At 67.9% G+C, this 18,533-nt stretch carries 18 protein-coding genes; 8 read left to right on the top strand and 10 right to left on the bottom strand.

Features of this window, described 5'->3' with window-relative positions; translation table 11 throughout:
* Positions 1-75: 75 nt before the first annotated feature.
* From iolD to ON43_RS36840, 8 genes are read right to left on the bottom strand one after another with little or no spacing between them, the layout of a single operon-like run.
* Complete coding sequence (gene iolD / locus ON43_RS36875; RefSeq protein ID WP_040815219.1) at positions 76-1,920, bottom strand: 3D-(3,5/4)-trihydroxycyclohexane-1,2-dione acylhydrolase (decyclizing); 1,845 nt, start codon at positions 1,918-1,920, stop codon at positions 76-78.
* Positions 1,917-2,807: a 5-deoxy-glucuronate isomerase gene (gene iolB / locus ON43_RS36870; RefSeq protein WP_040815217.1), complete on the bottom strand. Its 891-nt coding sequence runs from the start codon at positions 2,805-2,807 to the stop codon at positions 1,917-1,919. Before iolB ends, iolD begins: the two co-directional genes overlap by 4 nt.
* Positions 2,804-3,697 (bottom strand): Cgl0159 family (beta/alpha)8-fold protein, encoded by an 894-nt coding sequence (locus ON43_RS36865; RefSeq protein WP_040815215.1) that lies wholly within the window; start codon positions 3,695-3,697, stop codon positions 2,804-2,806. The genes iolB and ON43_RS36865 overlap by 4 nt, the downstream gene beginning before the upstream one ends.
* Complete coding sequence (iolC, locus tag ON43_RS36860) at positions 3,688-4,626, bottom strand: 5-dehydro-2-deoxygluconokinase (protein ID WP_040815213.1); 939 nt, start codon at positions 4,624-4,626, stop codon at positions 3,688-3,690. Before iolC ends, ON43_RS36865 begins: the two co-directional genes overlap by 10 nt.
* Positions 4,623-5,417 (bottom strand): ATP-binding cassette domain-containing protein, encoded by a 795-nt coding sequence (locus ON43_RS36855; RefSeq protein ID WP_174416532.1) that lies wholly within the window; start codon positions 5,415-5,417, stop codon positions 4,623-4,625. Before ON43_RS36855 ends, iolC begins: the two co-directional genes overlap by 4 nt.
* Positions 5,414-6,469 (bottom strand): ABC transporter permease, encoded by a 1,056-nt coding sequence (locus ON43_RS36850; RefSeq protein ID WP_040815241.1) that lies wholly within the window; start codon positions 6,467-6,469, stop codon positions 5,414-5,416. The genes ON43_RS36855 and ON43_RS36850 overlap by 4 nt, the downstream gene beginning before the upstream one ends.
* Positions 6,470-6,489: 20 nt before the next feature.
* Positions 6,490-7,485: a sugar ABC transporter substrate-binding protein gene (locus ON43_RS36845; protein ID WP_040815210.1), complete on the bottom strand. Its 996-nt coding sequence runs from the start codon at positions 7,483-7,485 to the stop codon at positions 6,490-6,492.
* A 19-nt stretch (positions 7,486-7,504) separates the two neighbouring features.
* A complete protein-coding gene (locus tag ON43_RS36840) occupies positions 7,505-8,407 on the bottom strand; it encodes a TIM barrel protein (protein ID WP_040815208.1) in 903 nt (300 codons plus the stop codon).
* A 249-nt stretch (positions 8,408-8,656) separates the two neighbouring features.
* Here ON43_RS36840 and ON43_RS36835 point away from each other — a divergent pair, with 249 nt between their 5' ends.
* The 3 genes from ON43_RS36835 (at position 8,657) to ON43_RS36825 (ending at position 11,590) form a co-directional block, all read left to right on the top strand.
* Positions 8,657-9,661 carry a LacI family DNA-binding transcriptional regulator gene (locus tag ON43_RS36835; RefSeq protein ID WP_040815206.1) on the top strand — a complete coding sequence of 335 codons (1,005 nt, stop codon included), beginning with the start codon at positions 8,657-8,659 and terminating at the stop codon, positions 9,659-9,661.
* 13 nt (positions 9,662-9,674) lie between these two features.
* Complete coding sequence (locus tag ON43_RS36830) at positions 9,675-10,700, top strand: Gfo/Idh/MocA family protein (RefSeq protein ID WP_086008101.1); 1,026 nt, start codon at positions 9,675-9,677, stop codon at positions 10,698-10,700.
* An 86-nt stretch (positions 10,701-10,786) separates the two neighbouring features.
* Positions 10,787-11,590: a hypothetical protein gene (locus tag ON43_RS36825; RefSeq protein WP_040815204.1), complete on the top strand. Its 804-nt coding sequence runs from the start codon at positions 10,787-10,789 to the stop codon at positions 11,588-11,590.
* Positions 11,591-12,233: 643 nt separating this feature from the next.
* Here ON43_RS36825 and ON43_RS36820 read toward each other — a convergent pair.
* Positions 12,234-13,709, bottom strand: coding sequence for an HNH endonuclease signature motif containing protein (locus ON43_RS36820; protein WP_051179763.1), 1,476 nt, complete (start codon positions 13,707-13,709; stop codon positions 12,234-12,236).
* Positions 13,710-13,797: 88 nt separating this feature from the next.
* The gene (locus ON43_RS36815) at positions 13,798-14,415 is read right to left on the bottom strand and encodes a LysE/ArgO family amino acid transporter (RefSeq protein WP_174416531.1); all 618 of its coding nucleotides are present in this window, start codon (positions 14,413-14,415) and stop codon (positions 13,798-13,800) included.
* A 72-nt stretch (positions 14,416-14,487) separates the two neighbouring features.
* On the opposite strand from ON43_RS36815, the gene ON43_RS36810 reads away from it, so the two are divergent.
* From ON43_RS36810 to ON43_RS36790, 5 genes are all read left to right on the top strand, one after another.
* On the top strand, positions 14,488-15,366 hold the full coding sequence (locus ON43_RS36810) for a LysR family transcriptional regulator ArgP (RefSeq protein WP_040815202.1): 879 nt from the start codon (positions 14,488-14,490) through the stop codon (positions 15,364-15,366).
* A gap of 105 nt (positions 15,367-15,471) precedes the next feature.
* The gene (locus tag ON43_RS36805; RefSeq protein WP_040815200.1) at positions 15,472-16,557 is read left to right on the top strand and encodes an S-(hydroxymethyl)mycothiol dehydrogenase; all 1,086 of its coding nucleotides are present in this window, start codon (positions 15,472-15,474) and stop codon (positions 16,555-16,557) included.
* Entirely contained in the window at positions 16,557-17,183 is a 627-nt protein-coding gene (locus ON43_RS36800; RefSeq protein WP_218003474.1) for an MBL fold metallo-hydrolase, read from the top strand. The genes ON43_RS36805 and ON43_RS36800 overlap by 1 nt, the downstream gene beginning before the upstream one ends.
* A gap of 121 nt (positions 17,184-17,304) precedes the next feature.
* Positions 17,305-17,844: a DUF4333 domain-containing protein gene (locus ON43_RS36795; protein ID WP_040815197.1), complete on the top strand. Its 540-nt coding sequence runs from the start codon at positions 17,305-17,307 to the stop codon at positions 17,842-17,844.
* 145 nt (positions 17,845-17,989) lie between these two features.
* On the top strand, positions 17,990-18,533 hold a 544-nt coding region (locus tag ON43_RS36790; RefSeq protein ID WP_218003472.1), incomplete at its 3' end, for a hypothetical protein.

Genomic DNA, 18,533 nt, shown 5'->3' with positions numbered 1-18,533 from the left:
CCACACTTCGGCTGCGCCGGTCACCCAAGTGGCAGTTTGCCCGGATTGACGATCATCCGCGCAACCGAGGAGCGATCAACTCGGCCGGGTGTAGCGCAGCTGCCCGGATTTGCTGCGGTCGTATTCGGCCCGCCCCGAGAGGTGTTGCGGCACACCGACTTCCCACCAGGCTCCGGCCTCGGTCCAGGTCGCGGGCCGGGTGCGCACCACCACGACGGCGGGCCGCCGCTCCACGGTGGCGGCGGTGCGGGCGCGGGCGTACGCGTCGCGGAACTCGCCGAGTTCGCCCGCGGTGAACACCGAGCAGCCCAGGGCGCGGGCATGGGCGGCGAAGTCGACGCGGGGCGGGTCGGCGTGGTTGGTGCGGCAGTCGGCGTAGAAGTTGTTGAACGGCTGCCCGCCCTGGCCCTCCTGCAGGCGCGCGATGACCGCGTACCCGTCGTTGTCGCACACCACGGCCACTAGCGGATGCCCGGCGAAGGCGGCGGAGAACAGCTCGGAGTTCAGCATGAGGTAGGAGCCGTCGCCGAGCAGGGTGGTGACCAGTCCCTGCGGGTGCGCCATGGCCGCGCCCCAGGCGCCGGCGAGTTCGTAACCCATGCAGGAGAAGCCGTACTCGACGTCCATGGTGGGTGCGCCGCCGACGGCCCGCCAGCCGCCGACGAGTTCGCCGGGGAGTCCGCCCGAGGCGGTCATGACATAGTCGGAGGAGCCGCTGAGCTCGTTGACCACGCCGACGATCTGGGCGTAGCTCGGGATGCCGGGGGTGGGGGCGCGGAGTTTGTCGATATGGGCGTCCCAGTCGGCGCGGACCGCGGCCGCGCGGGCCGTCCAGTCGGGGTCGGTGAGCCACTCGTGGAGTTCGGGTTCCAGGTCGTGCAGGGTCGCGTCGGCGTCGCCGGTCAGCGCGAGCGCGCCGTGTTTGACGGCGTCGAACCGGGCCGTATTGATATGGACCAACCGGACTTCCGGGGCGAAGACGGTCCAGGACGCGGTGGTGAAGTCCTGGAGGCGGGTGCCGACGGCGAGTACCACGTCGGCTTCGGCGGCGAGGGTGTTCGCCGAGGCCGCGCCGGTGACGCCGAGCGGGCCCGCGTACAGCGCGTGCTCGTGCGGGACGAGGGTGCGTCCGGCTGTGGTTTCGGTAACCGGGATGCCGTGGCGCAGCGCGAATTCGAGGGCACGTTCGCCCGCGCCGGAATAGCGCACTCCCCCACCCAGAACGAGCAGCGGGCGGCGGGCCTGCCGGAGCACCCGGGCGGCCTCGGCGACCGACCGCCGATCGGGTCGCGGGCGCGGGACGTGGTGTACGACGGGTTCGAACAGGGCGTCCGGGAAGTCGTACACCTCGGCCTGAACATCCTGGGGCAGTGCGAGAACCACGGGCCCGGCGTCGGCGGGATCGGTCAGCACGCGCGCCATCTGCGGCAGGGTCGCGAGGAGTTGCTCGGGCCGGGTGATGCGGTCGAAGTACCGGCTCACCGGCCGGAACGCATCGTTGACCGTTATGGTCGGATCGCCGAAGTGCTCGACCTGCTGCAGCACCGGATCCGGGGCGCGGCTGACGAAGGTGTCGCCCGGCAGCAGGAGCAGCGGCAGCCGATTCGCGTGCGCCACACCGGCGGCGGTCACCATGTTCAAAGCGCCGGGGCCGATCGAGGAGGTGGCGATGCCGACCTGCCGCCGCTGCGTGGCCTTCGCCAGTCCGACGGCCGCCAGTGCCATTCCTTCCTCGGTGTGCCCGCGCCATACCGGGATCTCCTCGCGCCGCTCGGCCAGCGCGGTCCCCAGCCCGAGCACATTGCCGTGCCCGAAGATCCCGAAAACCGCTGGGAACAGCGGCACTTCGCGCCCGTCGAGGGTCTGTGACCGCTGGGCGATCAACCAGGCGACCAGCGCTTGCGCGGTCGTGCACTTCATCGGAGCCGTCCTTCATGGGAGGTGACCGGGCAGCGCGGATCCAGCGGCTCCCGCGCCCACGCCTCCCGCACCCAGGTGTGGGCGGGATCGTCGCAGAAGGCCATGGATCGCTCCGGCGCTGGTCCGGCCAGAACGTTCAGGTAGTACATGGGGTAGCCGGGGGCGGCGATGCAGGGGCCGTGGTAGCCGTGCGGGACGAGGAAGACGTCGCCGTCGCGGACCGCCACGTTCTCGTCGAGCGACCCGTCGGCGGTGTAGGTGCGGTGCATGCCGAATCCCTCACGGTCCGGGGTGATTCCGTCGCGACCGGCAATGCGGAAGTAGTAGATCTCCTCGTTGACGACCTCGCACTCGGACGCCTCGTCGTGCTTGTGCGGCGGGTAGGAGGACCAATTCCCGTCCGGGGTAATGAGTTCGCACGCGTTGAGCTTGTCGGCGTGATCCCAGACTCCCGGGGTCCCGAAATTCGTCACCTGACGGGTCGCCTGGCCGGAGCCCCGCACCTCGACCGGAACCTGGTCGGCCGGACCGTATTTCGGTGCCAGGCGATTCGCGCAGCGTGCCATGGGCAGCGCCACTTCGATACCGCCGACCGTGGACAGCTCCACCTCGGCGTCTCGCGGCACGTACGCGAAATCCGTGACCCGCGTGAAAACCGAATCCCTGCCTGCGAGTTCGAATACTTGTCCATCCACTCGCACCGTGCACGAACCGGCCAGCGGCAGGACGAATGCCTCGAACTCCCCGGTGTTCACCACGCGCCGCTCCCCCGGCCCGAGCCGCAACACCCGCAGCCCGGTGTACGACCACCCCGCGTCCTCGGGAGTCAGTGAGACCGGATCGCCTGCGCTGCTCAGTGTTCCGTGCGGCCGGTGCAGATCCTTCATCTCGCCGCCTCCAGCACCTGGGCCGCCGCCCGGACCGCGCCCGCGACATCGCCGTCGGGCGGGTAGAGGAGGCTGCGGCCGACGACCAGGCCACGCGCGACATCGTGGCGCAGGGCCGAGCCCCAGGACCTCAAATCTGATTCCGGGTCTCCGGAGGGCGCACCGCCCAGGATGACGACGGGCAGGGTGGTGGCGTCCAGGACCGAGACATCGTCGGGGGCAGGGATTTTCAGCCAGGTGTAGGCCGAGGTCACGCCCAGCCCCGAGGCGACGGTGATGGCGCGTTGCAGGGAGGCGGAGTCCTTGTGCATGGTCAGCGCGCCGGAGGCGTCGCGGGCGTAGGGCAGCGGTTCGACCATTGCCATCAGCCCGTGTTCGGCCAGCCCGGAGACCGCGCGGGCGCAGGCCTCCAAGGTCGGGATGGTGCCGGGATCCGAATCCACCAGCCGCAGCAGCATTTTGCCGCCGTCGAGGCGGTACTTCGCGATGGATTCGGCGTCGTAGCCGGTGAACCGGTCGTCGATCTCCCAGTCCGCGCCCGCGAGACCACCGCGATTCATCGAGCCGATGACGATCTTGTCGTGGACGGCGTCCAGGAGCAGCAGCTCCTCGACGATGTCCGGGGAGCCGAGCACGCCGTCGACGGCCGGGTCCGCCAGGGCGATGAGCAGCCGCTCGAGCAGCGTGCGCCGGTCGGCCATGGCCGTGCGGTCCGCGCCGACCCCGAGCGCCCCGCGGGCTGGATGGTCGGCGGCCACCAGGAACAGGGTTCCGGTGTCGGACAACAGGTTCGGCCGTCGCCGCCGGTCGGCGTAGGCCCGCCGCACGGCCTCGGGGTCCGTGGCGCGGGTACGTAGCAGGTCGTACCAGCGCGCGTCGGTCAGGTGCACAGCATCTCCTCGATCTCGGCATCGGTCGGCATGGCGTCGGCGCAGGCCAGGCGGGACGCCACCAGCGCGCCGGCGGCATTGGCGTAGCTGGCCATGCGGTGCGGGTCCCAGCCGGACAGCAGGCCGTGGATGAGTGCGCCGCCGAAGCCGTCGCCCGCACCCAGCCCGCACAGCACCTCGACGGGGCATGGCGGCACGGTCCAGCGCTCGGACTCGGTGGCGATGAGCACGCCCTCCGCACCGCGCTTGACCACGGCGAGGCGGACGCCGCGGGCCAGCAGGCGGTCGGCGGCCTCGTCCGGATCGGCGGTGCCGACGGCCACCTGGACCTCGGCGCGGTTGCCCACCACCACATTCACGTGATCGACCATCCAGCCGATCTCGGCGCGCGCGGTGTCGACGTCGGGCCAGAACATGGGGCGGTAGTCCAGATCCAGCACGGTGTGGCCGCGCCGGGCACGGCGTTCCAGAATCGCCCGCTGGGTGGTGCGGCCGGGCTCGGCGCTCACGCCGGTGCCCGTCACCCACAGCAGCGGCACGGAATCCACGACATCCCAAGGGATCTCATCCTCGGTCAGCGTGAGATCCGGTGCGATGGGCGCGCGATAGAACACCAGCGGCGGATCCGCGGGCGGCTTCAGCTCGCAGAACACCACGGGCGTCTGCAGATTCGGGGCCGTGCCCACATATTGTGCGGAAACCCCGAACCCCTCCAGCGCATCCCGCACGTAATCCCCGAACCCGTCCGGCCCCACCTTGGTGAGGACCGCAGCGCGGCGACCCAGCCGCGCCGCCGCCACCGCCACATTGGTGGCCGTCCCGCCGAGGAATTTCGCGAAGGATTTCACCTCGGCGAGCGACACACCGCTCTGCTCCGGATAGAGGTCGACGCCGACCCGGCCGATCGTCAACACCTCCAGTTCGGTCACTGGACCACCCGCTCCAATTCATGTTGCAGCGCTTCGAGTTCCGCGCCGCCGGACATCTGCCGGGTCAGCTCGGTCAGGTCGATCTGATCCTTCTCGTAGCTGCCGAGCATCGCGCCGCGCTTGAGCAGCAGGAACCGGTCGCCGACGGGGTAGGCGTGATGCGGGTTGTGGGTGATCAGCACGACGCCGAGTCCGCGATCGCGGGCCTGCACGACATAGCGCAGCACCACACCGGCCTGCTTCACGCCCAGGGCCGCGGTCGGCTCATCGAGGATGAGCACCTTGGCCCCGTAGTGCACCGCCCGCGCGATGGCCACGCATTGACGCTGACCGCCCGAGAGCGTGCCCACCGGCTGCTCCAGATCGGGGATGTCGATCCCCATGTCCGCCAGGCCCTTTCGCGCGATCTCCTGCGCCTGCTTGCGGTCCAGCAGCTCGAGCGGGCCGTAGCGTTTCACCGGTTCGGAGCCGAGCACGAAGTTCCGCCACACGCTCATCAACGGCACCACCGCCAGATCTTGATACACCGTGGCGATGCCGAGATCCAAAGCCGCACGGGGCGAGGACAATCGCAGGGATTCGCCCTCGATCCGCAGCTCGCCGCTGTCGTGCTGGTGCACGCCCGCCAGGATCTTGATCAGCGTGGACTTGCCCGCGCCGTTGTCGCCCAGCACGCAGGTGACCTCACCGGCGTTGACCACCGTGGACACGTCCCGCAGCGCCACCACGCCGCCGTAACTCTTTCCGATGCCGATCGTTTCGATCAACGGCACCCCGGATTGTTCACTCATCGGCGTACCCTTTCCGCCCGCTTCTTGAATGCGTTGTTGACCAGTACGGCCGAGAACAGCAGCACGCCCAGGAACAGCATGAACCAGTCGCTGTTCCAGCCCGCCAGCACGATTCCCTGCCGCGCCATGCCGAAGATGAGCGCCCCGATGGCCGCGCCGACCACCGACCCGAAGCCGCCGGTGAGCAGGCAGCCGCCGATGACCGCGGCGATGATGTACTGGAACTCCAGTCCCACACCCTGATTGGCCTGCACGCTGGCGAAGCGCAGTAGATTGCACGCGCCCACGATCCAGCCCGCGAACGCGGTGGTCATGAACAGCAGGATCTTGGTGCGATTGGCGGGCACGCCCACCGCACGCGCGGTGGGCAGCGAACCGCCGACCGCGAAGATCCAGTTGCCCAGCCGGGTGCGCACCAGCACGATCGCCGCGACGGCGGTCACCACGATCCACCACACCACCGACGCCTGGATGGTGGCGCCGCCGATCTTGGTGGTGGAGGCGAAAACCCAACCGGCGGACTGATATCCGTCGGCGGAGCGCACGCCCGAGACCTGCACGGTGCCGGTGGCCCAGCGGGTCACACCGAGATTCAGGCCCTGCAGGGCGAGGAAGGTGCCGAGGGTGACGATGAAGCTCGGCAGGCCGGTGCGCATCACCACCCAGCCGTTGAGGGCGCCTACCGTGAGCGCGAAGACCAGCGAAACCGCCAGCCCCAACCACACATTCCAGCCCGCGTGCACCGCGAGCAGGCCCGTGATGAGGGCCGTGGAGGCCGTCATCACGCCGGTGGACAGGTCGAACTCCCCACCGATCATGAGCAGCGCCACCGCCACCGCCATGATGCCCAGCGTCGAGGCGTCGTCCAGCCAGGTCGAAATGCCCAGCGGTTTCAGGAATTTGGTGGTGACGAAGCTGAAGAAGACGAACACCACCACCGCGCCGAGCAGTGCCCCCACCTCGGGGCGGGCGACGAGGCGGTTGAGAATGGCGAGCCGGTCCGGCGGCGGTGCGGCCGGTGCCGGGTCGGTTGTCGTTGTCGTAGCAGTCATGTCATTCACTCCCGGCCCGCTCACCGTGTGCCCTGGCCGACGAGCGCGGCAATGGCATCGACATTGGATTTGTCCACGAACGCGGGTCCGGTCTGCACCGGATGCCCGCCACCCACGGTGTTCAGGTTCGTCTTGTACAGCTGCAGCATGACCACCGGCAGATAGCCCTGCTCGTACTGCTGCTGATCCACCGCGAACAACAGCGATCCGGCCCGGATCGCGCTCACCACATCGGAATTCAGGTCGAAGGTGGCGATGGTGGCCTTGGCGGCGGACTCCTTCACCGCGTCCACCGCGCGGGCCGCGATCTGCGAATTCAGAGTCAGCACGGCGTCGATGGAACGGTCGGCCTCCAGCGCGCCCTTGATGCGGGACTGCACGTCGGTCGGGTTGTTGATATCGACCTGCAGCGTGGTCGCGGTGCCGAAGCCCTGGGTGGCGCCGGCACAGCGCTCGTTCGCGCCGACATTCCCGGCCTCGTGGATCACGCACAGCATCTTGTGTTTTCCGGAGTCGGCGAGGCGCTTCCCGGCGGCCTCACCGGCCAGGCGCTCACTCTGGCCGACGTGGCCGATGGCGCCGAACTTCACGCTCTCGGCCTCACCGGAGTTGATGGTCACCACGGGAATGCCCGCGGCGACGGCCTTTTCGACCGAGGGCTTCAGCGCGTCCGGATTGGCCATGGACACCACCAGCCCGTCGACGCCCTGCGCCACGGCATTGTCGATGAGCTTGGCCTGCTGGGTGGGATCGCCCGAGGAGTTGTACTCGACCCGGACCCCGAGATCCTTTCCGGCGGCCTCCGCACCGTTCTTCACCACATTCCAGAAGGCGTCACCCGGCGACCCGTGGGTCACCACGGCCACCGATTTCAGGGTGCCCACCGCGGCCGGGGCCTGCGAGGGTCCGGTGACATCGGCGCCCGGGCCACTGCACGCGGCGAGCACGGCCGCGGTGGCCAGCCAGGGCAACAAGCGCAGCCAGCGTGGGCGGCGCGAGCGAGGATTCGCGGACATCGTCGTCTTCACCTCCCCACTAAATCCGAGCCGAGGCGAGACCGGCGGCGATCTCGGCCAGGTGTCGCAGACTTTCTCGGGCATCCGCGGTGGATCGCTCGGCGGAGTCGCCGGGACGGAGCGCGGTGTCCTGCTCGATCACGTACCAGCCGCGGTATCCGGCGGCGTGCACCTCGCGGACCAGGGCGGCGATATCGACGTCGCCGGTGCCGAGCGGGACATAGAGCCCGCGGCGCACGGCCTCGCTGTATTCGAGGCTGCCGCCGCGTACTTCGGCGGCCAGTTCGGCGCGGACATCCTTGAGATGGATGTGGCCGATGCGGTCGCCGTGCCGGCGGGCCAGCTCGACGGGGTCGGTGCCGCCGATGAGTAGGTGGCCGGTGTCCAGGCACAGGTCGAGGTCGGAATCGGCGAGGAAGCGATCCACCTCGGCGGCCGTCTCGACATGGGTGCCGACATGCGGGTGCAGGGCCACGCGCAGGCCGTGTTCGGCGGCGATATCGCCGACCGAGGCGGCGGTGTCGATCAGGGTCCGCCATTCGTGATCGGTGAGCGGGGTGCGGGTGTCGTACCCGTCCTGCCCCGTCGCCGCGGCGAGCACCAGGATCTCGGCACCTGCGGCGGCGAACAGCGCGGCCGTCTCACGGGCGGTGGCCAGGGCCCGGCGCGGTTCACTGTGCAATGCCAGGGCGAGGAACCCGCCGAGGGGCGCAATCCCGTAGGTGCTCAGGCACTTCGACAGCTCGACCGGGTCGTCCGGTAGGTACCCGGGTGGCCCGAACTCGGTCGCGGCGAGCCCGAGGCCCGCCATTTCGTCGAGGACCGTGGCCGGTTCGAGGACATGGCCCCAACCCGGAACTTCGCAGACTCCCCAGGAGATCGGCGCGGCGGCAATACGCAGTGGATGGATCGATTCGGTCATCGGCACTTCCCAGACCCGTCGTATGGACTCCAACGTTGGAGCGCTCCAACAATGTAACCTGGCTCACTCTGGTGTCAAGAGTCCCGCATGCACCGAAAACTGGTGTGTCATCACGGAAAACGCCGCCTTCCAGGGGAAATGAAGGCCCTGCGGCGCGTCCCAAATATCCGATTAGAGCGCTCTATTGCCGTCGCACGTAGCAACGCTGTAGCGTGCGACACACACCGAACCGAGCCCGGAGGCGAGCACATGACCCGACCGACCATGGAGGACGTCGCCGCCAGGGCGGGCGTCTCCCGGGCGCTGGTCTCCCTGGTCATGCGCAATTCGCCGAAGGTGAGTGACCATCGCCGCCGCGCGGTGCTGGCCGCGGCCGCCGAACTCGGCTACCAGCCGCACGCCATGGCGCGCTCGCTGGCCAGCCGAACCTCCAACATCGTCGGCGTCATGGTGTCGGACCTGCGCAATCCGTTCTTCGCCGATGTCATCGAGGGCATGGACGAGGCGGCGCAGGAGGCCGGGCTCGAACTCATCCTCAATACCGGGCGGCGCAGTGCGAGCCGGGAGCGCACGGCACTGGAGAGCCTGCTGGCGTTTCGGCCCGGAGGCATCATCCTGCTGTCGCCGGTGCTGCCCGCCTCAGCGATTCGCGATGCGGCGACGCGCTGCCCGATCGTGCTGGTGTCGCGCACCTCGACCAGTCCGGCGGTCGACACCGTCAATGACGACGGCGAGCTCGGCGCCGCGCTCGCGGTGGATCATCTTGTGGCCCTTGGTCATCGGCGCATCGTGCACCTGGACGGCGGCGCGGCCTTCGCGGCACCACCGCGACGCAAGGGCTACACCGCCGCCATGACCCGTTACGGCCTCGAGCCCATGGTGATCGCCAGCGAGCACACCGACGAGGCCGGTGCCGCGGCGGTCCGCAAGCTGCTGAACATCTTCTCCCCCACCACCTTTCCCACCGCACTGGTGTGCGGCAACGATTTCAACGCCGTGGGCGCGATGGCAGCGCTCGAAGAGGCGGGTCTGCGTGTGCCCGAGGACGTTTCGGTCGTCGGCTACGACAACACCTCGCTGGCGGCGCTGCGGCACGTCGCCCTCACCACCATCGATCAACCGCGGAAACGCATCGGCCAGTTGGCCGTTCAGGCGCTGCACGAGCGGCTGCGCGAGGAGCGCACCGAACCGCTGCGCAAGCGCTTGGAGCCCTCGCTGGTGGTTCGTTCCACCACCGCCGCACCCCACGACTGACAGGAGTCAAACGATGTCTTTGAGGGACTCAGCCCCGATCACTGTGGGCCTGGCCGGGACCGGCCGGATCGGCACCTCCCACGCCGAAACCCTGAAATCCCTTCCCGGCGTTGGCACGGTCATCGTCACCGATGTCGACACCGAACGCGCCCGCGCCACCGCCGACAAGCTCGAGGTCGATTTCGCGACCGATATCGAGGCCCTGCTCACCGCCGGTCTCGACGGCCTGGTCGTCACCACCGCCACCGATTCGCATCCGGCGCTCATCACCGCCGCCGTCGACCGCGGCATCCCGGTCTTCTGCGAAAAGCCCATCGCCGCAGACATTCTCGGCACCCTGCGGGTGGTCGAGCACGTCGAGCGCTCGGAAGTCCCCGTACAGATCGGCTTCCAACGCCGCTTCGACGCGGGCTACCGGGCCGCCCGAGCCGCCATCGCCGCCGGCGACCTCGGCTGGATCCACACCCTGCGCGCCACCACCCTCGACCCCGCACCCCCGCCCGCCGAATACATTCCGCGCTCGGGCGGCCTGTTCCGCGATTGCGGCGTCCACGATTTCGACATCATCCGCTGGGTCACCGGCCGCGAGGTGGTCGAGGTCTACGCCACCGGCGCGAACCGGGGTGAGCAGTTCTTCGCCGACGCAGGCGATGTCGACACCGCCGCGGTCATCCTCCGACTCGACGACGGCTGCCTGGCCACGGTCTCCCTGACCCGCTACAACGGCGCGGGCTACGACGTGCGCCTGGAGGTGCTGGGTTCGGCGGGCAATGCCATCGTCGGCCTCGACGACCGCGCACCCCTGCACTCGGTCGAACCCGGCTACCCGCCCTCGACCCTGCCCGCCTACCCCGGCTTCATGGACCGATTCCACAACGCCTACACCGAGGAACTCGCCACCTTCCTGGGCGTGATCAGCGGCAAGGTGGCCAACCCGTGCCCGCCCGCCGACGCCCTGGAGGCCTTCTACATCGCCGAGGCCTGCGAGCTTTCGCGCCATCAGGGCAAGCCCGTTCACCTCGCCGACATCCGCCGCTGAAACTTCGGCTACCGTCTGAACGAATCCCGTTTTATTCTCCTCGTGCCCGGTGATCACAGCGGGACCACCGAACGAGAGCTATTGGGATGAACGGCAATTCGATACCACCGGGCTATCGACCGAACGACGAGCTATGGAACCAGCCCACCGAGGTGTTCGAAGCGGTCGGGGATGAGTACCTATCCGGGCCGGATGGGCGCGGCGGAAAGAGTTCCCAGGCGACCAAATACGCCATCATCGGACTGAGCGCGACGATCGCGATCGCCGTGCTCGCCATCGGCGGCCTGCTGCTCTCCGGGCACGGCGGCTGGAACGCCGCCCCGAACAGCGCGGGCGACGCGTCGACGCCGAGGGTCGTCCTCACGCCCGCGAACCCGGCCACCACCACGCCCTATACGGTCATCACCCCCGATCCCGGTACCTCGAGCCCTTCCACAACCCCGAAAACGACGACCACCACCGCCCCCACGACAACGACGACGACGGTCACCGCCACGAATGCCGGCAGCTGCGACCAACCGGGCCAAACCGCTGTCGCCGCCGACGGCATGATCCTGACCTGCAACACGGCCGGAGAATCCAGCCCGCACTGGCGTCCGAATTCCAAGCCCAGCTCCGGAGCCCCCTGCAATGCCAACGAAGCGGGCACCTTCGCCACCGCCGCATCCGGCACCCAACTGGTTTGCACCCGCCAGGCCGACACCACCGCACCGAGCTTCGTATGGCTCAACCCCGGCACCGTGACCACCGGCAAGCACGATCCCGGCCAGGCCTGCAACCTCAAGAAGGATGTAGTGGCCCAATCCTCGAGCGGCCGAGCCATCTACTGCATGCCGACCGACGGCGCGAACTCGAACAACCCCATCGGAGCCTGGAAGTTCCCGTCCTGACCGGTATTGGTCCCGCTGACCACGGTTCCCCGCTGCGACAACGGGATACCTGGAACGTGACAGGGGTGAAGAACAAGAACCCAAAGACCAACAACCCAAAAGAACAAGAGCCAAAAGACAAAAGACGCCAGGAGGAAGGGTGGGGAAGGGGCTGGGTTGGGCACCCTGGTGGCGGCACCAGCCCCCTCGAGGCTCGGGCGCGCAGCGGCCCGGGGTAGAACACTCAAAGACGCCCGGCGCGTGTCCGATTCGCCCGGTTCCTGTCATCGAGCGGCACATTTTGGAGGCGGGATTAGGGAGGAACCGGACAAAGGCCCTCCAGGATGTGCCGCTCGGCGAACAGGAGGGGCGGGAGAGGGCTGGCGGGGGGCTTGGGAACCCTGTGGAGTTGTCAATGAGCGCTGGTTATCGACCCCGGAGGCTTTGGATCTTGGTTCTTGTTCTGTTGTCTCGGTAGGTGATGCGTGCAGTCCGTGAGCTGGGATCGGTGGGTGACGGCTCCCAACCTGGCGTCAGCCCAAGTCCGGTAGGGCAGGCGAGGTGACCACGCTTCCCCGTGCTTTGCGCACGCCAGCCTCACACGAGCAGCCGGTTTCGGAAGCAGCCCACGGGGCCCCACCTGTTGGTGAGGCTGCCACGGGAATTAGGGACGTAACCCGCACCGGACCGCCGGGCGCTTGCGCGTCCGTTGCCGAATCCCGGTGAGGGAGGCGGCTTTCAGCTCCCCGGCATGGTGACGGTCGTTCACCTGCGGGGTCTGGGAGGGGTCGATGGAGGCAGGCGCGATCCAGCCGATCCGCCCGGCGTGTTCGGATTCCGGTGGCATGACCACCGTTTTCCACTTGTCCGGGCCTTCCCCGATGAGGGAGTGGCAGGAATCGCAGGCGAGGGTGAGGTTTTCGATGTCGGTGGGTCCGCCCTTGGCCCAGTCGGTGACGTGGTGGACTGCGCAGAGGGTGGCGGGGGCGTCGCAGCCGGGGCGGGTGCAGCCCCGCTCGGTCGCGATCAACGCCCGCCGCTGATCGGCGTTGGCGAGCCGGTGGGCCTTGGAGTGACCGAAATGCAAAGGGCGACCGGCGTGGTCGAAGATCGCCAGGAACGGGCGCGACTGCTGCGCCAACTGCAGCGCTTCTTCCATCGGCACCGTGCCACCGGAGGCGGTGGTCGCCACACCGGCAGCCGCCTCGACCTCGGCCAGGCTCATGGTGATGATCGTCGACACGGGCAGGCCACGGTGCTGGCCGAGGTTGGCCGGGCCCATCTCCGGACGCAGCAACGCAATCAACGCGTCGTGCTGGCGCTGCGCGGTCGAACGGGTGTCACGGCGCGCGGCCGCCTTCAGCTCCTCGGCACCGATTCCCTTGGCGCGCTGGGGACTCTGCGGGTCGTCGGGGTTGCACATGCCCGGTTGGGCGAGGTCGGCGAAGACGGCATCCAGCAGCGCCCGCGCGGCCGGGGTCAGCTGGCCGGAGACGTCGCTCATTCCGTCCACACCCTGCTTACCGAGGATGAACCCACGGCGGGCTTGGCGGTCGTCTTCACGGGTGAGCGAGCCGTCGGGGTCGAGGTAGCCCAGGATCCGGTCCCCGATCTTCGGCAGATCATCGGGGGTGGAGCGGGTGGCGAAGTGCGCCAACTCCATTTCCGCCTTGCCCACGAGTTCCGGGTGGGTCTTGCCGGGGATGCGGCCCATGATCTTCACGATCCGGCGCGCGTGATCCGGCGACACCAAGCCCTGTTCCTGAGCGACCGCGACCCACGCCAGGTTCGGCTCGAGGATCTGTCCGGCTACCTGACGCTGCCCGAGCTGGTCGGCGGCGTTCACGCGGGCACCGGCCTCGGCATGCCCCAAACGCAATACCTGCTCGAGGTATTTGCCGGTGTGCTTCTTCCACCCGGCCTTCTCCGGCAGATTGCGCTGACGCACCTCACCGACGATGCGGTGGTCGATGGCGGCCATGGCACGCTTGCGGGTTTCGAATTCCTGCATGAACTCGACGAATTCGTCATCGGAGAACCCGCCGAACGAATTGATGAGCAGCGTGTCGGTGATCTGCGACAGCAGCGCGATCGCGTCGGCGATCGTGCCGTTGTCGAGAATCCCTTCACCGCTGGTCATGACACTATTCTACGCTACTCGATCATCCTTTCGAACCGAATTGCTAAGTGATATAAGGGTTTTCAAATATTCAACCGCGAATTACAATTCAGCTAACCAGCAAACCGACCGCCAGCCCCGTCATAATAAGCGCGATAACGGAATCCAGGATTTTCCATGCCTTCGGTTTCGCGAATACCGGAGCCAGCAGCCGAGCACCGAAGCCGAGCGAGATGAACCAGATCAGGCTGCCCGCGATGGCACCGGCGGTGAGGAACCAGCGGTCGGGGGTGGCGTAGGTGTTGGCGAAGGAGCCGAGCAGGACGACGGTATCGAGGTAGGCGTGTGGGTTCAGCCAGGTGACTGCCAGGCAGGTGGCGATGGCCGCGCCCAGGGCGATCGGTGCGCCGCCCGGGGTCGAGAGGCCGGAGGCGGAGAAGGCTCGCTTGGCGGCGAGGAACGCGTAGCCCAGGAGGAACGCCGCGCCCGCGTACTTGGCGATGGTCATGAGCATCGGGGCGGAGTCCATGATCGCGCCGAAGCCGGTGACGCCGAGGGTCATGAGGATGACGTCGGAGGCGATGCAGACCGCTACCACCGGCAGGACGTGTTCGCCTCGAATGCCTTGTCGCAGGACGAAGGCGTTCTGCGCGCCGATCGCCACGATGAGGGAGAGTCCGAAGCCGAGTCCTGAGATGGCCGCCAGGGCCGCCGATGATGCGTTCACGGATCAAAGTTAGGACGGACGTCCAGGACCAGGCCAGCTAAAGATTCTGAGGCACCATTACGATTTCTTAATATGGACCTACAGCTGGACCAACTGCGAGCGCTCGATGCCGTCATCAGTGAGGGCACTTTCGACGCCGCCGCGCGCAAACTCTCGGTCACGCCCTCGGCAATCAGCCAGCGCATCAAGGCGCTGGAGGACTCGGCCGGGCGCATTCTCGTCCAGCGAACCAAGCCGGTGCAGCCCACCGAATCCGGGCTCACCGTCCTGCGTCTGGCCCGGCAGATCCAGCTGCTCACCAGCGATACCGCCCGCGAACTAGGTGACGTGCATCAGCCCACCGACCGCCCGGTGGTGATTCCCATTGCCGTCAATGCCGATTCACTGCAGACCTGGGTGATCGACGCGCTCGGCCGCGCCGCGAAGGGAGTCTGCTTCGAGGTCCATCGCGAGGACGAAGAACACACCACCCGACTGCTGCGCGACGGCACCGTTATGGCGGCCATCACCTCCACCGCCGCCCCGGTCCAGGGCTGCACCGTCCACCGCCTCGGCGCGATGCGCTATCGCCCCATGGCCGCACCGGAATTCGCGCGCGCCTGGTTTCCGGACGGCGCGAACGCGAAATCGTTCGCGCACGCGCCTGTGATCCTCTTCGATCGCAAGGACGACCTGCAGTTTCGTCTCATGCGCCACTACACCCGCAAGCCCGTGGACCCGCCCCGCCATTACATCCCCTCCTCGGCCGGTTTCAACGACGCGGTGCGAGCGGGCATGGGCTGGGGGATGATTCCCGACATCATGATGCGGCCGGAGGACAACCTGGTCCCCCTGGACGAAAACGTCTTCATCGACGTTCCGCTCTACTGGCAGCAGTGGAAGCTGGACTCCCCCGCGCTCGGCATGGTCGCCGCGACCATCTCCGAGGCCGCGGCGCAAGCCCTCTTGTGATACCCCACAAGCGGATTCGTTACCGGTGACCCCGGGTAATAGATGACGTGGACCTATTCGGATGCCATAGTCGTTGGCATTGCGGTTAGCCAGGAAGGAATTTCGTTGTCCCAAATTGTGCGCGGCGTCATCGCACGCTCCAAGAACGCTCCGGTGGAAGTCACCGACATCGTCATCCCGGACCCGGGTCCGGGTGAAGCGGTGGTGAAGGTGCAGGCCTGCGGGGTCTGCCACACCGATCTGCACTACCGTGAGGGCGGCATCAACGACGAATTCCCCTTCCTACTCGGGCACGAGGCCGCGGGCATCGTGGAATCGGTGGGCGAGGGCGTCACCGATGTGGAGCCCGGGGATTTCGTCATCCTCAACTGGCGGGCAGTCTGCGGCTCCTGTCGCGCCTGTCGCAAGGGCAAGCCCTGGTACTGCTTCTCCACTTTCAATGCGGCACAGCCGATGACGCTCACCGACGGCACCCCGCTCACCCCGGCGCTGGGCATCGGCGCGTTCGCCGAGAAGACCCTGGTCCACGCCGGGCAGTGCACCAAGGTCGATCCGAGCGTCTCCCCCGCCGCCGCGGGCCTGCTGGGCTGCGGTGTGATGGCGGGCCTGGGCGCGGCCATCAATACCGGCGGTGTGAGCCGCGGGGATTCGGTCGCGGTGATCGGTTGCGGCGGTGTCGGCAACGCGGCCATCGCGGGCGCGAAGCTGGCGGGTGCGACCACCATCATCGCCGTCGACATCGATGAGCGGAAGCTGGAGTGGGCCACCGGATTCGGGGCCACCCACATCGTGAACGCCGCGAAAGAGGATGCGGTGGAACGGGTTCAGGAGCTCACCGACAGCTTCGGCGCGGACGTGGTGATCGACGCGGTGGGCCGTCCGGAGACCTGGAAGCAGGCCTTCTACGCACGCGATCTGGCGGGCACCGTGGTGCTGGTCGGCGTGCCGACGCCGGATATGAAGCTCGAGATGCCGCTCATCGACTTCTTCTCGCGCGGCGGCTCCTTGAAGTCCTCGTGGTACGGCGACTGCCTGCCCTCGCGCGACTTCCCGTACCTGATCGAGCTCTACAAGCAGGGCCGGCTGGATCTGGACGCCTTCGTCTCGGAGACCATCGCGCTCGACGAGGTCGAGGCCTCGTTCACCAAGATGCATCACGGTGATGTGCTGCGATCGGTGGTGGTGTTCTGATGGCGCACATCGATCATGCCGTCACCGTCGGCACCTTCAGCCTCGACAACGAGACCTTCGATGTCGACAACAATGTCTGGGTGGTGGGCGACGATCTGGAGTGCGTGGTCATCGACGCCCCGCACAATGTCGAGGTCATTCTCGATACCATCGGCAGCCGCGCCGTGAAGGCCATCCTGGTCACCCACGCGCACGACGACCACATCCGGGTGGCACCCGAATTGTCCAGGGCGACAGGCGCTCCCGTGCTCATGCACCCCGAGGACATCGTGTTGTGGCGGCACACCCATCCGGAGGTCAGCCCGGACGGGGAGCTGTCGGACAAGCAGGTCATCGAGGTCGGCGGGACCGAGCTGCACGTGCTGCACACGCCGGGCCACGCGCCGGGCGCGGTCTGCTTCTACTCCCCCGATCTGGGTGCGGTCTTCACCGGCGACACCCTGTTCCACGGCGGCCCCGGAGCGACCGGTCGGTCCTACTCCGATTACGGCACCATCGTCGCCTCGATCGCCGACCGCCTGCTCACCCTCCCGCCGGAGACCCTGGTGCACACCGGCCACGGCGAATCCACCACCATCGGCGACGAATCGCCGCAGCTCGAGGAGTGGCGCACCCGCGTGCACTGACCGACGTCGGTGGTCCGGCCCGCGAGCCGTCGCGGACCGGACCACCGTCAATGTCCCTAATCAGCCCCCAAATCCGGCGTACGGGCAAATTTTCGGAACCGAGCCGCGCATACAGTTGTCCATGAGAAAACTGACAACCGCCCTGGTTCTGGCGTGTACGCCGCTCATCGCCGTGTCCTGCTCCTCGTCGAGCACCGGTTCGGTCAGCAAGAGCGACGTTCAAGCCAAGGTTTCGAGCTTCTACAAAGACCAGTCGCACGAGGACGCCAAGAGCACGTCCTGCGACGGCAGTCTGCCCGCCAAGGTGGACGCCACCCAGACCTGTACCGCCACCGCCGCCGACGGGCAGGCCTGGGCCGTCACCGCCAAGGTCACCAAGGTCGACGGCAAGGACGTCTACTACGACCTGAACCTCACCGACGCCTTCGTCGCACCCGACGATGTCGCCGCCAAGGTCGCGAACTTCTATCAGGAGCAGGTCGGCACGCCCCCGCAGTCCAGCACCTGCAACGGCCTGCTGCGCGGCGCCACCGGCGCGAGCATCCGCTGCGTGGTGACCGAGGCCGACGGCACCCGCTGGGGCGTCACCGCCAAGACCACCAATGTCGAGGGCACCACGGTGAACTACCAGATGATCCGCGACGATCAGCCGCTACCGTAATCCCACATCCTGGGCGGGGGTTCGGGCTGGAATCCGCGGTTGTCGCGCCGGTGTGTTTCAATACGTCGGTTTCCAGCTTCACCCAGGGGGATTTTTCAGCTTGTCCACGCCCGAATCGCCATTTGGCGCAACGCAATCCGTGCCCATGCCGGGGCAGCCCGCGCCCGTGCCGCCGCAATTCTCGCAGGCCAATGGCGTGTACTGCCGCTATTGCGGCGCCACTCCCGCGATCGATCTCGACTTCCGCGCGCACCGCGGCATGATCGTGCTGATGCAGTTCCGCAAGCTGCCGGGGCCCTTCTGCCGCGAATGCGGACTCGCCTCCTTCCGGCAGATGACCGGTGACAGCCTGGTGCAGGGCTGGTGGGGACCGTTCTCGGCGATCCTCGCGAATCCCTTCACGCTGCTGTCGAATCTGATCAATCGCGCGCGCCTGGCCCAGCTGCCGCCGCCGATTCCGGGTGCGCCGTCGCTGCCGATGGATCCGGGCCGCCCGCTGTGGCAGCGACCGGTGATCATCGGCGCGTTCATCCCGATCCTGGTCATCGCGTTCATCGCGTTCGGCAGCAGCAACAGCAGCAGCTCGGCGAATCGGAACAACTACCACTACCTCGACGCGCCCACGTCCACCTACAACGTGCCGAATGTGCCTGTGATTCCGTCGATTCCGGCGCTGCCGACCACACCGG

The sequence above is a fragment of the Nocardia concava NBRC 100430 genome (assembly GCF_000308815.1).
Taxonomy (GTDB): Bacteria; Actinomycetota; Actinomycetes; order Mycobacteriales; family Mycobacteriaceae; genus Nocardia; species Nocardia concava.
The sequence above is the reverse complement of the archived record's forward strand: the minus strand, read 5'-3'. Positions and strand labels throughout refer to the sequence as shown.

Excerpts from the sequence above, each read along its gene's own strand:
- ON43_RS36825 (WP_040815204.1), top strand. The coding sequence starts at position 10,787 with ATGAACGGCAATTCGATACCACCGGGCTATCGACCGAACGACGAGCTA.
- ON43_RS36830 (WP_086008101.1), top strand. The coding sequence starts at position 9,675 with ATGTCTTTGAGGGACTCAGCCCCGATCACTGTGGGCCTGGCCGGGACC.
- ON43_RS36800 (WP_218003474.1), top strand. The coding sequence starts at position 16,557 with ATGGCGCACATCGATCATGCCGTCACCGTCGGCACCTTCAGCCTCGAC.
- ON43_RS36840 (WP_040815208.1), bottom strand. The coding sequence starts at position 8,407 with ATGACCGAATCGATCCATCCACTGCGTATTGCCGCCGCGCCGATCTCC.
- ON43_RS36810 (WP_040815202.1), top strand. The coding sequence starts at position 14,488 with ATGGACCTACAGCTGGACCAACTGCGAGCGCTCGATGCCGTCATCAGT.
- ON43_RS36850 (WP_040815241.1), bottom strand. The coding sequence starts at position 6,469 with ATGACTGCTACGACAACGACAACCGACCCGGCACCGGCCGCACCGCCG.
- ON43_RS36855 (WP_174416532.1), bottom strand. The coding sequence starts at position 5,417 with ATGAGTGAACAATCCGGGGTGCCGTTGATCGAAACGATCGGCATCGGA.
- ON43_RS36835 (WP_040815206.1), top strand. The coding sequence starts at position 8,657 with ATGACCCGACCGACCATGGAGGACGTCGCCGCCAGGGCGGGCGTCTCC.
- ON43_RS36795 (WP_040815197.1), top strand. The coding sequence starts at position 17,305 with ATGAGAAAACTGACAACCGCCCTGGTTCTGGCGTGTACGCCGCTCATC.
- ON43_RS36845 (WP_040815210.1), bottom strand. The coding sequence starts at position 7,485 with ATGTCCGCGAATCCTCGCTCGCGCCGCCCACGCTGGCTGCGCTTGTTG.
- iolD (WP_040815219.1), bottom strand. The coding sequence starts at position 1,920 with ATGAAGTGCACGACCGCGCAAGCGCTGGTCGCCTGGTTGATCGCCCAG.
- ON43_RS36820 (WP_051179763.1), bottom strand. The coding sequence starts at position 13,709 with ATGACCAGCGGTGAAGGGATTCTCGACAACGGCACGATCGCCGACGCG.
- iolB (WP_040815217.1), bottom strand. The coding sequence starts at position 2,807 with ATGAAGGATCTGCACCGGCCGCACGGAACACTGAGCAGCGCAGGCGAT.